The sequence below is a fragment of the Mesorhizobium newzealandense genome, from assembly GCF_042682145.1.
GTDB lineage: Bacteria > Pseudomonadota > Alphaproteobacteria > Rhizobiales > Rhizobiaceae > Mesorhizobium > Mesorhizobium newzealandense.
On the sequence record NZ_JBHUGZ010000023.1, the window covers coordinates 108,581 to 122,618 of the forward strand.

At 63.4% G+C, this 14,038-nt stretch carries 12 protein-coding genes; 8 read left to right on the forward strand and 4 right to left on the reverse strand.

All coding sequences use genetic code 11. The features are described 5' to 3' along the window. The first annotated feature begins 17 nt into the window (after positions 1–17). A complete protein-coding gene (gene gltX, locus ACFSOZ_RS30230) occupies positions 18–1,391 on the forward strand; it encodes a glutamate--tRNA ligase (protein ID WP_379104134.1) in 1,374 nt (457 codons plus the stop codon). On the opposite strand, the gene ACFSOZ_RS30235 is transcribed toward gltX, so the two are convergent. Next, positions 1,309–2,511, reverse strand: a complete 1,203-nt coding sequence (locus ACFSOZ_RS30235) for a DUF2865 domain-containing protein (RefSeq protein WP_379104136.1) — start codon at positions 2,509–2,511, stop codon at positions 1,309–1,311. The two genes, gltX and ACFSOZ_RS30235, sit on opposite strands and share 83 nt — an antisense overlap. Positions 2,512–2,721: 210 nt before the next feature. Here ACFSOZ_RS30235 and ACFSOZ_RS30240 point away from each other — a divergent pair, with 210 nt between their 5' ends. Next, positions 2,722–3,342, forward strand: coding sequence for a DUF1287 domain-containing protein (locus ACFSOZ_RS30240; protein ID WP_379104139.1), 621 nt, complete (start codon positions 2,722–2,724; stop codon positions 3,340–3,342). A gap of 6 nt (positions 3,343–3,348) precedes the next feature. Here ACFSOZ_RS30240 and ACFSOZ_RS30245 read toward each other — a convergent pair whose 3' ends face one another. Both ACFSOZ_RS30245 and ACFSOZ_RS30250 read right to left on the reverse strand, forming a co-directional pair. Then, positions 3,349–5,673 carry an NADP-dependent malic enzyme gene (locus ACFSOZ_RS30245; RefSeq protein ID WP_379104141.1) on the reverse strand — a complete coding sequence of 775 codons (2,325 nt, stop codon included), beginning with the start codon at positions 5,671–5,673 and terminating at the stop codon, positions 3,349–3,351. Positions 5,674–5,848: 175 nt separating this feature from the next. Continuing rightward, the gene (locus tag ACFSOZ_RS30250) at positions 5,849–6,628 is read right to left on the reverse strand and encodes an SDR family oxidoreductase (protein WP_379104143.1); all 780 of its coding nucleotides are present in this window, start codon (positions 6,626–6,628) and stop codon (positions 5,849–5,851) included. A 119-nt stretch (positions 6,629–6,747) separates the two neighbouring features. On the opposite strand from ACFSOZ_RS30250, the gene ACFSOZ_RS30255 reads away from it, so the two are divergent. Then, positions 6,748–7,563, forward strand: coding sequence for a UDP-2,3-diacylglucosamine diphosphatase (locus ACFSOZ_RS30255; RefSeq protein WP_379104145.1), 816 nt, complete (start codon positions 6,748–6,750; stop codon positions 7,561–7,563). A gap of 124 nt (positions 7,564–7,687) precedes the next feature. Further along, on the forward strand, positions 7,688–8,902 hold the full coding sequence (locus ACFSOZ_RS30260; protein WP_379104147.1) for an MFS transporter: 1,215 nt from the start codon (positions 7,688–7,690) through the stop codon (positions 8,900–8,902). Here ACFSOZ_RS30260 and dgcA read toward each other — a convergent pair. After that, positions 8,873–9,856 carry an N-acetyl-D-Glu racemase DgcA gene (gene dgcA / locus ACFSOZ_RS30265; RefSeq protein WP_379104149.1) on the reverse strand — a complete coding sequence of 328 codons (984 nt, stop codon included), beginning with the start codon at positions 9,854–9,856 and terminating at the stop codon, positions 8,873–8,875. The two genes, ACFSOZ_RS30260 and dgcA, sit on opposite strands and share 30 nt — an antisense overlap. 78 nt (positions 9,857–9,934) lie before the next feature. Between dgcA and ACFSOZ_RS30270 the strand changes: the two genes are divergently transcribed. Genes ACFSOZ_RS30270 through ACFSOZ_RS30285 form a run of 4 tightly spaced genes read left to right on the forward strand, consistent with a single transcriptional unit; the run spans position 9,935 to position 14,009 of the window. Further along, a complete protein-coding gene (locus ACFSOZ_RS30270; protein WP_379104151.1) occupies positions 9,935–11,122 on the forward strand; it encodes an ABC transporter permease in 1,188 nt (395 codons plus the stop codon). Position 11,123: 1 nt separating this feature from the next. Continuing rightward, positions 11,124–11,945 (forward strand): ABC transporter ATP-binding protein, encoded by an 822-nt coding sequence (locus ACFSOZ_RS30275; protein ID WP_379104153.1) that lies wholly within the window; start codon positions 11,124–11,126, stop codon positions 11,943–11,945. A 14-nt stretch (positions 11,946–11,959) separates the two neighbouring features. Next, positions 11,960–13,333, forward strand: a complete 1,374-nt coding sequence (locus tag ACFSOZ_RS30280; RefSeq protein WP_379104155.1) for an MlaD family protein — start codon at positions 11,960–11,962, stop codon at positions 13,331–13,333. Positions 13,334–13,370: 37 nt separating this feature from the next. Next, a complete protein-coding gene (locus ACFSOZ_RS30285) occupies positions 13,371–14,009 on the forward strand; it encodes an ABC-type transport auxiliary lipoprotein family protein (RefSeq protein WP_417568612.1) in 639 nt (212 codons plus the stop codon). The last annotated feature ends 29 nt before the right edge of the window (positions 14,010–14,038 follow it).

Sequence of the window (14,038 nt, forward strand, 5' to 3'; positions counted from 1 at the left end):
TCCGGTACGCCCCGTTCATGACAGTTACCGTTCGTTTCGCCCCGTCGCCAACCGGCCGCATTCATATCGGCAATGCGCGCACCGCTTTGTTCAACTGGCTGTTCGCCATGAACAACAAGGGCCGCTTCATCCAGCGTTTCGATGACACCGATATTGCCCGCTCGAAGCAGGAATTCTCCGACGCCATCCTCTACGATTTGCATTGGCTCGGCATTTTTCCGGACGCCACCGAGTACCAGTCGCGGCGCTTCGAGATTTATGACGCGGCGGTCGAGAGGCTGAAGGCGGCCGGCGTTGTCTACGCCTGCTACGAAACGCCGGAGGAACTCGATCTCAGGCGCAAGGTGCGCCGCACGCGCGGCCTGCCGCCGGTCTATGGCCGCGAGGCGCTGGCGCTTTCGCCGGAGCAGATCGCCGAATACCAGGCCGATGGCCGCCGGCCGCACTGGCGCTTCCTGTTACCCAATTTCTCCAGCGATCCGCTGCAGCCCGAACGCACCGAGGTCCACTGGAACGATCTGGTGCGCGGCGAGGAAACCGTCGACCTTGCCTCGCTGTCCGACCCGGTCCTGGTGCGCGAGGACGGCACCTATCTCTATACGCTGCCGTCGGTGGTCGACGACATCGAGATGGGCGTCAGCCATGTCATCCGCGGCGACGACCATGTCACCAACACCGGAGTGCAGATCGCCCTGTTCCAGGCGCTGGCTGCCGAGCCGCCAGTGTTCGGCCACCACAATCTCTTGACCACGGCATCGGGCGAGGGTCTGTCGAAGCGCACCGGTGCGCTCTCCATCGAAAGCCTGCGCGAGTCCGGCATCGAGCCGATGGCGGTCGCTTCGCTTGCCGTGCTGGTCGGCACTTCGGAGAATGTGGCGGCGGTGCCGACAATGGGCGAACTCGCCGAACGGTTCGATGCGCCGGCGACCTCGAAATCCGCGGCCAAGTTCGATCCAGACGAACTCTTCGTGCTCAACCGGACGCTGCTGCATCATTTGCCCTTCGCCGAGGCGCAAGACCGGCTGATCGTGCTTGGTGTCTCGGATGACAAGGCCGAGCCGTTCTGGCTGGCGGTGCGCGGCAATCTCGACAGGCTGGCCGATGCGGTGAGCTGGTGGCGTATCCTGCGCGAAGGTCCGCAAGAGAAGCCGGAATTTTCCGATGGCGATCGCGATTTCCTTGGTCAGGCCTTCGACCTGCTGCCGGAGGAACCCTGGAGCGGGACGATCTGGAAGGACTGGACGGGCAAGGTCAGGGAAGCGACGGGCCGCAAGGGCAAGGCGTTGTTCATGCCGCTCAGGCTCGCCCTTACCGGACTGCCTTCGGGGCCGGAGCTTGCAGATCTATTGCCGCTGATGGGTCGGGAAGGAACGATGGCCCGACGACCCTGACCTTGCGCTGCTCCGGCGGCAAGGCGGAGACCGGCGACGTCACCGGCTTGACGGAAAGCCGCTTGATCGCCTCGCGGTCGAGACCGCCTTCTACATTGGCCAGGGTTTCCGGATCGGTACCCGGATCGGGCTTCGAAACCGGCACCGGAATGAACGGTGCCGCGTCCGTTTCGGGCTGCGATTGCTCAGGATTTGGCGGGTTGCCGGCAATGATCTGGAAATTCTGCGCGGCGTTGCAGCCGCAAGCCGGAGGCCGCGACATGTTGGATTGCTTGTAGAGATAGGCGGTCGGCAATTCGCTGTAGGGCCTGCCGGTGACCGACGACGTCATGCCAGCTGAATCATCGTCCATGCCGCGCGAATAGAAAACCTGCATCTCGGTGCCGGGGCAGCTCGATTCGCAGTTCTTCTGGTCGCGTTCGAAATCGCTCGTGGAAGCCGAGTTCGACATCGGGAAGAAATAACCGTCGCAAGTGCGCACGCACGTGGTGTGGAACTCACTGCCGGCGCTCGGAAAATCCGGTATGCTTGGCCGGTTGAGCACCCGGCTGACGTTGCGCTCCTCGCCGGGATCGTCAGGCTCGTCGAGCGCATCGAGTTGCTGGCTGTTGCCGCCGAAAAGCTGGTCGAACAGGTTCGTGTTGCCGTCTTCGCGGTTCGCTTCCTGCAGCGGCGCGCGCCTTGGCGCAACGGTGTCGTCGCGGCAACCCTTGGCGTCGAGCGCCGCCAGGATGCGGCCACGGTCGCGTCGTGATCCGCCGTCGGCCAGCCGCTCGCGTTTCCTTTGCAAGGCGTCGAGATTGGCATTCATGCGATCGATGGTGGCGTTGAGCCCAGCGCATTCCCTGACGTTGCGGCTGAACAGTGAAAAGCCGCAACCGGCGCTGCTGGACTGGCTACGGGCCTTCGAGATTTGCCCACGTTGTCTTTCGATCGCGGCGTCGTATTTCCGGATCAATGCCGGGCCACCGCCGCCACCGCGCGACGCTGCGGCAAGATCGGCCTCCAATTGGCGGCAGACCCGCGAGGCGGCCTGTGGCTCGGTAACGGCGACGGCTGAAAGCACGAGCGCGCCAAGCAGGCCAGCCAGGTGCGTCAGCTTCCACCTTCCGCCCGTCATTGCCCGAAACCCCGCTTGCTTGCCTGCCGCGATGCTATCGGATTCGCAGTTAACCGTCCCTCAATCTACAACCAAAGATGGTCTTAGGCCAAAGATGCGCCGGCGCGCCTGATCGGACAGAGTCGCGGCCGCGGGATCCTGACGCTGCATGAAAAAGACGTATTCGCTCGGAAAAAGTGCCTGGTATCCAGCGATGCCCGGAGGCTTGGCATGACCGCGATGACCCGTCGAACCGCACTGCAATTTGGTCTCTCGTGCCTGGCGATGCAGGTTGCCATGGCGCAGGAAGAGCCCATTGCACCGGATTGGCGGACCAGATTGGTCGAGGCGGCCCTGGAGCAGATCGGCGTCACCACCCTCTACGATCCGGCCTATACACGCCTGGCCTATCCAGGTGGCGATGTCGCGCCGGAGCGGGGTGTGTGCACGGATGTCGTGGTCCGCGCCTATCGCCGCGCCTTCGATCTCGATCTGCAAAGGCTGGTGCATGAGGATATGCTGGCCAATTTCGCGGCCTATCCGAAGACTTGGAGCCTGAAAGCGCCCGACCGCAACATCGACCACCGTCGGGTGCAGAATCTTGCTGTCTTTTTCGGGCGCCGGGGTGTTTCTTCGCCGGTCAGCCAGGAGCCCGCCGACTATCAACCAGGAGACCTCGTCACCCAGATGCTGCCTGGCAACCTGCCGCACATCGCCATCGTCTCCTCCAACCGTTCAGCGGAAGTGCCGGAAAGGGCGCTGGTCATTCACAACATCGGGGCGGGCGCCCGGGAGGAGGATACCTTGTTCGCCTTCAGGCAGACGGGACATTTCCGCTTTGCGCCGACCTGAGAACCTCTAGCCCAGATTGACGACCGCCTGCGCCTTGTGGGCGGCTTCGACGACGGCAAGCGCCGTCATGTTGACGACACCACGCGACGTGACCGACGGCGTCAATATATGCGCCGGCTTGTCGGTGCCGAGCAGGATCGGCCCGACATGCAGCGCGTCCATCATGGTCCTGAGCGCGGTCAGCGTGATGTTAGCCGAATCGAGGTTGGGGAATACCAGCAGATTGGCTTCGCCCTTCAGGCGCGAATGGGGGTAGACGCGCTGGCGCAGATGCTCGGACAAGGCAGTATCCGCATGCATCTCGCCGTCGCACTCCAGATCGGGTGCGATGCGCGCCAGGATCGCCGCCGCCTGTCGCATCTTGAGCGCGCTCGGCGAATCGCGCGAGCCGAAATCCGAATGCGAAAGCAGTGCTGCCTTCGGTTCGATGCCGAAGCGCTGGATTTCTTCCGCCGCCAGCACCGTCATCTCGGCGATCTCCTCCGCCGTCGGGTCGACGGTGACGTGCGTGTCGGTCAGGAAGATGATGCCGCGCTGCGAGATCAGCATGGAGAGCGTCGACAGGTCATGATCCTTGATGCCGGCGCGCGGCCCGATGATCAAAGTGACGTTGCGCAGATGCCGCTCGAACCGTCCTTCGAGGCCGCAGACCATGGCATCGGCATCGCCGCGCTTCAGCGCCAGCGCGGCGATAACCGTGTTGTCGGTGCGCACCATGGTGCGCGCGGCTTCCGTCGTCACGCCGCGCCGGCCGGCAAGTTCGATCAGCAGGTCGACATAGTTGCGATAGCGCGGATCGTCCTCCGGATTGATCAGGCCGAAATCGACGCCGGGCTTGATGCGCAAGCCGTAGCGCTTCAGGCGCACCTCGATGACGTGCGGACGGCCGATCAGGATCGGTTCGGCGATGCCTTCCTCGAGCACCACCTGGGCAGCGCGCAGCACGCGCTCGTCTTCTCCGTCGGCATAGATGACGCGCTTGGCGCTCGACGCCTTGGCAGACGAGAACACCGGCTTCATCACCAGGCCGGAGCGGAAGACGAAGCGGTTCAGCTTGTCGATATAGGCGGCGAAGTCGGTGATCGGTCGTGTCGCGACACCGGTGTCGCAGGCCGCCTTGGCGACCGCCGGGGCAATGCGCAGGATCAGGCGCGGATCGAACGGCGAGGGGATCAGGAACTCGGGCCCGAAGATCGGCGTCTCACCGGAATAGGCGCGGGCCGCGACATCGGAGGGTTCCTCGCGGGCAAGCGCTGCGATCGCCCGCACCGCCGCCATCTTCATCTCCTCGTTGATGGCGCTGGCGCCGCAGTCGAGCGCGCCGCGAAATATGTAAGGAAAGCACAGTACGTTGTTGACCTGATTGGGAAAATCGGACCTACCGGTGCAGATCATCGCATCGGGACGCGCGGCGCGCGCGGTTTCCGGCATGATCTCGGGATTGGGGTTGGCCAGCGCCAGGATCAGTGGTTTCGGCGCCATGTGCTGGAGCAGTTCGGGCTTCAGCACGCCTGCCGCCGAGAGGCCCAGAAAGACATCGGCGCCCGGGATGACATCGGCCAGCGTGCGCGCATCGGTGTCCTTCACATAGGGGTCTTTCCAGCGGTCCATCTCATCGGTGCGGCCCTTGTAGGCGACGCCGAAACGGTCGGTGACCCAGATGTTTTCCACCCGCGCGCCAAGCGAGACCAGCAGATTGAGGCAGGCAAGGGCGGCCGCACCGGCGCCGGAGGTGACGATCTTGATGTCCGAGATGGTCTTGCCGGCGAATTCCAGCCCGTTGAGTACAGCGGCGGCGACGATGATGGCGGTGCCGTGCTGGTCGTCATGGAAGACCGGGATGCCCATGCGGGATTTCAACTGTTCCTCGACCTCGAAGCATTCCGGCGCCTTGATGTCTTCGAGGTTGATGCCGCCGAAGGTCGGCTCCAGTGCCGAGATCGTCTCGACCATGCGCTCGATGCCCGGCGCATCGATCTCGATGTCGAAGACGTCGATGCCGGCGAACTTCTTGAACAGGACAGCCTTGCCTTCCATGACCGGCTTGGAGGCCAGCGGGCCGATGTTGCCGAGACCGAGCACGGCCGATCCGTTGGAGACGACGCCGACCAGATTGGCGCGCGCCGTGTAGTCGGCGGCGGTCGCCGGATCGTCGCGGATTTCGAGACAAGGGGCGGCGACGCCTGGCGAATAGGCGAGCGCGAGGTCGCGCTGGTTGCCGAGCGGCTTGGTCGCCTGGATCTCGAGCTTTCCCGGTCTTGGATGCTTGTGGAAGTAGAGGGCGGCTTCGTCGAGGTCCGAACGTGCCGTTTTTTTGGTCTCGCCTTCCATGCGGCCGCTCCCTCGAAATCTGCCTGGAGATTCCTTTTAGCATGCGGCCAAGGTTTTTCGCGACGCTAAATGACGCGCCGGCGGCTTTACCCGACGGCGCGTCGAAAATGTCAATTTATCAAATGCTTATGCCGATTTCGTCGCATGCGAGTCCGGCTGCTAGCAGGCATACCGATCAAAAGGCGCTGACGTAGAGACCGCCATCGACTGGTATGTTCTGCCCGGTCAGATAGCCGGCATGGACCGAGCACAGGAAGGCGCAGATCTGGCCGAATTCCTCCGGCGTGCCGAGCCGCTTGGCCGGCACGTCGGCGCTGATGCGGGTCTTTCGCGCGGCTGCGGCGGCCGGGTCCTCCACGGTGCCGGCCTCATGCGGGCCGCGCAGCCGGTCGGTGTCGAGCTTGCCCGGCAGCATGTTGTTGATGGTGACGTTGCGGTCGATCACCGTTCGCGCCACGCCGGCGAGGAATGAGGTCAGGCCGGCGCGCGCGCCCGACGACAGGTCGAGACCGGCGATGGGGACGTAGACCGACAGCGAGGTGATGTTGACGATGCGGCCGAAGCCGCGCGCCGCCATGCCGTCGATGACAGCCTGTACCAGCTCGACAGGGGTCACCATGTTCTGGGTGACGCCTTCAAGGATCTTTGCCCGATCGAGTTCACGGAAATCACGCAGTGGCGGGCCGCCATTGTTGTTGACGAGGATGTCCGGTTCGGGACACGCGGCGAGCAATGCCTTCTGCACCTCCGGCTTCGAGACGTCGCCGACGACTTCCGTCACCGCGACACCATAGCGCTCGCGCAGCTCGGCGGCGGTCTTGGCCACCAGCTCGGCATTGCGGCCGTTGACGACGATATCGCAGCCGGCTTCTGCCAGCGCCATGGCGCAGCCGCGCCCAAGCCCCTTGCTCGAAGCGCAGACGATGGCCTTCTTTCCGCGAATGCCGAGATCCATGATGATTTTCTCCTTTGAGCCGGCGGCAAGCTAGTCCTTCGGCTGGACCAATCGCAACCGTCATACGGTTGTTGCATGAATCGGGGCATAGCCTGCGCGAAAGCAAGGGTGAAATCGCGATGTCCGGCCAAGAGCCCCGCACTTTCCGCAGCATGTTCATTTCCGACGTCCATCTCGGCTCGAAGGCTGCCAAGGCCGAGTTCCTGATCGATTTCCTGAGATATCACGACGCCGATATCATCTATCTCGTCGGCGATATCGTCGACGGCTGGCGGCTGCGGCGGAGCTGGCACTGGCCGCAAAGCCACAATGACGTCGTGCAGAAATTGCTGCGCAAGGCTCGCAAGGGCGCCACCATCACCTACATCGCCGGCAACCATGACGAATTCGCACGCCAGTTCCAGGGCGTGCATTTCGGCGGCATCGTCGTTGCCGACCGCGCCATCCACGAGACCGCCGACGGCAAGCGCCTGCTCGTCATCCATGGCGACCAGTTCGACACCGTCGTCCACAATGCACGCTGGCTCGCCTATCTTGGTGACCATGCTTACGACGCGGCCATGCTGGTCAACCGTGTTGTGACGCGGCTGCGCCAACTGCTCGGTCTGCCTTACTGGTCGTTCTCGTCGTGGGCCAAGGCCAACGTCAAGAAAGCGGTGAACTTCATCGGCTCGTTCCAGACCATGCTTGCGGAAGAGGCGCGCCGCTCGCATGTCGACGGCATCATCTGCGGCCATATCCATCACGCTGCCATCGAGAGTTTTGGCGATGTCCAGTACATCAACACCGGCGACTGGGTGGAAAGCTGCACGGCGGTGGTTGAGCATTTTGACGGCCGGATGGAAATCCTGACCTGGGCGCAAGTGCTGCCCGAGGCGCCGGACGAACCCTTTATCCCGTTGCTCCTCGAAGACCGGGTCGGGCAGGCGGCCTGACGCGGTACTTGCTACGGACTTCCGGATTAATCGATTAGGCCAGCCGGTTTCGTCCGGTTTTCGCCCATGTTAAGGGTCGTTACACGTTGCCGTCCGGTCGAGTGCAGCGCTATTGGATCGATTCATGTCGCTGCCGCCGCTTTCGCCCGAACAACTCGTCAAGCCGCGCCATTTCGAACTGCGCATGAGCCTGATCTTCGCGACGCTGTTCGTGTCGCTCGGGACACATCTGCCCTATTTCCCGCTGTGGCTGCAGGGCGAGGGTTTCCATGCCGAGCAGATCGCCGTCATTCTGGCGGCCCCGATGTTCCTGCGCGTGGTGACGACGCCGTTGCTGACAGCACTTGCCGACAGGGCCAGGGACCGCGCCGATGTCTATGTCGCGCTGGTGGCCGCGTCGCTGTTGCTGTCGGCCGGCTATTTCCTGACACCGACCTACGCCATGGTGCTGGCGGTATCGCTGGCACTGACCATTGTCTGGACGCCGCATTCGCCAATCGCCGATTCGCTGGCGCTGTCGGGTGTGCGCCGCTTTGGCTCGAACTATACGAGCATGCGCAAATGGGGCTCGATCTCCTATCTGTTCGCCAATGTCGCAGGTGGCTTCATCCTGTCGGCAACCGGCGCCCGGGCCGTTCCGGTGATCATTTTCGCAGCCCTTGCCGCCGCTCTTGCAGCCGGCTTGCTGGCGCCGCGTCTTGGCCGTCCGCGACGCGCCTCGCCGCTGTCGGCCACCGGCATCCAGCAGGCGGCGCCAAAACTTCTCAACCCGTATTTCCTGTATTTTTCCATCGGCGTCGGCGTCATTACCGCCAGCCACGCATTCCTCTACGGCTTCGTCTCCATCTACTGGAAATCGATCGGCCTCAGCGATTCGGTTGTCGGCCTGTTGTGGGCCTGGGGCGTGGTGTCGGAGGTCTGCATGTTCATGATGTTCACCCGCTTTTTCGGCTCGTTCTCCGTCGTCTCGATCATGGTGATGGCTGGGATCGGAGCCATCGTGCGCTGGATCGCCTTCCCGCTGGTCTGGCCGCTCGGCCTCGGTGTTGCCGGATTTTTCGGCGTCCAGACGCTGCACTCGGTCTCGGTGGCGCTGGTGCTGATCGGCCTGCAGAAGATGATCGGCGAAACGGTCTCCGAGGAGCAGACAGGTGCTGCGCAAGGCATCGCCTATTTCTCCAACGGCTTCTTCATGGCGGTGGTGACGCTGGCGTCCGGCCCGCTGTACCACCGTTTCGGCGTCGATGGCTTCTTTGCCATGATCCCGATCGCCTTGATCGGACTGGTGCTGATCGCGCTTGCCGCGCGCTCAGCCCCACAGCGCCGTATCAGGCGGTGACACCAGCGATCCCTGATAGACAAGGCCGGGCACACGGTCGCGGGCAAGCAGCAGCGGACCGTCGAGGTCGACGAAATCCGCGCCTTGGGCCAGTAAGACGGCCGGTGCCATCGCCAGCGACGTGCCGACCATGCAGCCGACCATCACGCCGAAACCGAGTTCGCGGGCGCGATCGCGCAGCAGCAATGCCGCCGTCAGCCCGCCCGACTTGTCGAGCTTGATGTTGACGGCGTCGTAGAGGCCGACAAGTCCTTCGAGATTCTCAGCCTCATGCACGCTTTCATCGGCGCAGATCGGCACGGGGTGCGTGATATGGCGCAGGATCTCGTCATGGCCGGCCGGCAGCGGCTGTTCGATCAGCGAAATGCCTTGCTCGGCGGCAAAAGCGAGGTTCGCGACGATGTTGTCGTCGGTCCAGCCTTCATTGGCGTCGAGGATGATGCGGCTGTCGGGTGCGGCTTGCCTGACGGCGCGAATCAGGGCGATGTCGTTGTTGCCGCCGATCTTGACCTTGAGCAGCGGCCGCGCCGCGTTGGCGCGGGCCTGCGCAGCCATCGCCTCCGGTTCGCCCAACGACAGCGTGTAGGCCGTCTCAAGCGCCCCTAACGATATAGCGCCAATTGCAGTGGCCACAGGTATTCCGCGGATCTTTGCTTCCAGATCCCAAAGGGCGCAGTCAATGGCGTTGCGGGCAGCTCCTGCCGGCATGGCGTCAAGCAAGGCGCTCCGGCTGATGCCGCCGGCGATCCGCTCCCGCATCGCCTCGATCGCCTCGCTCACGCCGTCCATGGTCTCGCCATAGCGCTTGTAGGGAACGCACTCGCCGCGACCCGTGTGGCCGTTCTCGCTGATCGCGCAAGTGATGACCTCGGCCTCGGTCTTGGAACCACGCGAAATGGTGAAGCTTCCGGCGATCGGAAAACGCTCGGCCTCAACCGAAATGACACGCGCCATATTTTTCTGCTCCGGCTATGCAACAACGGGCGAGTCGGCAAATCGACAGCTTGGTTCCGTCAGGCTAAACAGGACGCCATGTTGACCATCGGCAAGCGCGACGCAAGCGGTACGACCGCAGGGGAGGCTGACCACGAACCGCGCGTGGCGACCGGCGAGAAGGACGGCGTTCTCGGCTGCGCTTTCTCGGGAATCTGGACCACACGGACCGTCGCGCTGATCGACGCCGAGATGCGCAAGATCGAGAAACGAAGCGGTTTCAAGACGTTGGCGCTCGATCTCTCCAAGATCGAGAAGATGGACACCGCCGGCGCCTGGCTGATCGACCGGCTGGTCAGCGTCTTCGAGAAGAAGGGCGTCCAGATCAGCCTGCAAGGCCAGAGCGAGATCGCTTCCATCCTTCTGGACGCGGTGGGCGAGGCCGTCCGGCGCGAACCCGAATCCGGTCCAGCGCGGCCACCCAATATCGTCATTCGCGCGCTGGAGGCGGTCGGCCGGCGCGTCTACGAGATGCGCGACGATTTCCTCGCCTCGATGAACATTCTTGGCGCCACCATCCGCGGCGCGCAGATGAAGCTCGGCCGCGGCCATGCCGTCAACCCGGCGGCGATCTTCAACCAGATCGACCGCATGGGTGTCGGCGCCATTCCGGTGGTGGTGCTGATGTCGGCGATCGTCGGCGCCATCGTTGCCCAGCAAGGCGCCTACCAGCTCAGCTATTTCGGCGCCGATATCTTCGTCGTCGATCTGGTCGGCGTGCTGATCCTGCGCGAGCTCGGGGTGCTGATGACGGCGATCATGATCGCCGGCCGCTCCGGCAGCGCGATCACCGCCGAAATCGGCTCGATGAAGATGCGCGAGGAGGTCGACGCGCTGAAGGTCATCGGCCTCAACCCGATCGGCGTCCTGGTCTTTCCACGGCTGGTGGCGCTGGTCATCGCCCTGCCGTGCCTGACCATCATCGCCAATTTCGCAGCGCTCGGCGGCGGCATACTGGCTGCCTGGCTCTATTCCGACATCGCGCCAGCCGCCTTCATCGACCGGCTGCGCGTCGCCATCGATCTCAGCACGATTTTCGCCGGCCTGATCAAGGCGCCGTTCATGGCCATGATCATCGGCACGATTGCCTCGGTCGAAGGCATGAAGGTCGGCGGCAGCGCGGAATCGCTCGGCCAGCACGTGACCGCTTCGGTGGTTAAATCTATTTTCGTCGTCATCATCCTCGACGGGCTATTCGCCATCTTCTACGCAGCGATCGAGTTCTGAAATGAAGCTGCCGGGCAGGACAAAGGCGATTGCGGTGGCGGAGGATGCAGGCGAGGGCGATATCGTGCTTTCCGCGCACGACATCACCGTGTCCTTCGCCGACAAGCTCATCCTCGACAAGCTGTCGCTCGATATCCGGCGCGGCGAGATCCTCGGCTTTGTCGGTGCCTCGGGGGCCGGCAAATCCGTTCTGTTGCGAACCATTCTCAGCCTGACGCGCAAGCAGTCTGGCACGATCAAGCTGTTCGGCGTCGATGTCGAGAAGGCGAGCGATGTGGAGCGCCTGCGCATCGACATGCGGCTTGGCGTGCTGTTCCAGCACGGCGCCCTGTTTTCGGCGCTGACGGTGCTGGAAAACGTCCAGGTGCCGATGCGCGAATATCTCGATCTGCCGCGAAAGCTGATGGACGAGCTGGCGATGCTTAAGGTCGAACTGGTCGGGCTGCCGCCGGATGCGGCGCAGAAATTCCCGTCCGAACTTTCCGGGGGCATGATCAAGCGGGCGGCGCTGGCACGGGCGCTGGCGCTCGACCCCGATATCGTCTTCCTCGACGAGCCGACATCCGGTCTCGATCCGATCAGCGCGGCGGAGTTCGACGAACTGGTCGTCAAGCTGCGCGATACGATGGATTTGACAGTCTATATGGTGACGCACGATCTCGACACGCTTTTCACCGCTTGCGACCGCGTGGCCGTGCTCGGCAACAAGAAAGTGCTGGTCGAAGGCACCATCGACGACATGCTGAAGAGTGAGGAGCCGTGGGTAAAATCCTATTTCCGCGGAAAACGCGCCCGGCAACTTGATCTTGCGGCGCGCGCATAGCCATAAGTGGGACAATGGAAACCAGAGCCAACTACGTCATTGTCGGCATTTTCACGCTGGCCGCGATCCTGGCGGCGTTCGCCTTCGTCTACTGGACGGCGGCGATCGGCGACAAGGGCGAGACGACGTTGCTGCGCGTGCGCATTCCGGGCTCGGCTTCCGGGCTTGGCCGCGGCAGTTTCGTGCTGTTCAATGGCGTCAAGGTCGGTGATGTCAGGCGCGTCTATATCGACGTCGACAATCCGACCGTCGCCATCGCCGACACCGAGATCGATCGCATGACGCCGATCACCAAGTCGACGCAGGCCGATATCGGCCTCGCCGGCCTCACCGGACAGGCCAATATCGAACTCAAGGGCGCCGACCCCAAGGAAGTAAAACTCCTCGACCAGGCCGAAAAGGAAGGCAAGGTTGCCGAGATCGTCGCCAACCCCTCTGCTGTGACGAACTTGCTGCAGACGGCGCAGAACATCTTCACCCGCGCCGACAAGGTACTCACGGAGCTTGAAGGCTTCACCAAGGACGTTCGCGGGCCGCTGACGCAGACCGTGCAGAATGCGCAGACCTTCTCCGATGCGCTGGCCAAGAATGCCGGCGGCATCGACAAGTTCCTGTCCAGCGTCAGCGCGCTCTCCGACGAGCTGAAAGGCGTTTCCGGCAAGCTCGACGGCACGCTGAAAGCAGCGGAAGGCCTGCTCAATGCCGTCGACAAGGACAAGATCAAGAGCATCGTCGCCAACGTCGATACGGCAACCGCGAATCTCAAGGAAACGTCCACGCAGCTCGACGGCGTGATCAAGAATGTCGACACCGCGGTCGGATCCGTCAACGATTTCGCCAAGCAGACGCAAGGCACCCTGGCCAAGGTCGATGGTGTGCTTGACGGTATCGATCCGGCGCAGGTGCGTGCCGCGCTGGCCAACATCCAGAAAGCCAGCGAAAACGCCGACAAGGCCGCCGCCGACATCGCAGAAGTGACCGACAAGATCGCCAACCGGGCCGACGACATCGACCAGACGATCAAGGATGCCAGGCAGCTCACGCAGCGGCTCAACGATGCCTCGGTGCGCGTCGACGGCATCCTGGCCAAGGTCGACACCTTGCTCGGCTCGGGTCAAGCCGATGGTGTGATGGCCGACGCCAGGAATACACTGAAGTCGTTCAAGCAGGTTGCAGACACGCTGAACGCGCGCCTCGGCGTCATCACCGACAATCTGGCGCGCTTCTCGGGCCAGGGGCTTTCGAATGTCGAGGCGCTGGTGCAGGACAGCCGCCGTTCGATCAGCCGCATTGAGGAGGCCGTAACGGATCTCAGCCGCAATCCGCAGCGCATCCTTTCGGGTGGCGACGGCGAGGTTCGGCAGTTCGATGGCAGGGCACGGCGTTGACTTCGGTCTCCTCGCGCCCCAGAAACAGTCGTTGCAGGTGCGGGTTGTATTTACGATCCGGGGACAACAGGGATCGCGCGTGAAGTCGATCGTCGTTAAATCGGGTGTGGCATTGCTTGCCTTGGCCCTCGCCAGCTGTGCGGCCCTGCCGGGTGGCGGGCCTGCTCCGCTCGACACCTTCGAGCTGTCGGCGCCTTCGGTTGACGCGCAGGGCCACAGCCGCCGCCAGATCCTGATCGCCCAGCCGTCGGCACTCAAGGCGTTGGACAGCCAGAACATCGTCATCAAGCCATCGGATCGCTCGATCCAGTATCTCAAGGGCGCGCAATGGGCCGACCGATTGCCGCTGATCGTGCAGGCGCGGCTGGCCGAGACGTTCCAGCGTTCGGGCAGCTTTGCCGGCGTCGGCAAGCCGGGTGAGGGCCTGGCGATCGATTATCAGGTGATCGTCGAGATCCGTTCGTTCGAAGTGCGCGTCGATGGCGGCGAACATGCCGAGGTCGACCTGTTCGTGCGCATCCTCAATGACCGCAATGGCGAGGTGCGTGCCTCCAAGAGCTTCACCGCATCCGCGCCGGTCTCGGGCAGCGGCAATCCCGCCTATGTCAGCGCGCTCGACAGTGCTTTCGGCGATGCCGCCAAGCAGATCGTTCGCTGGACGGATTCAGTGATCTGATCTCCGTAAAGGCTTGATCGCGCAACGTT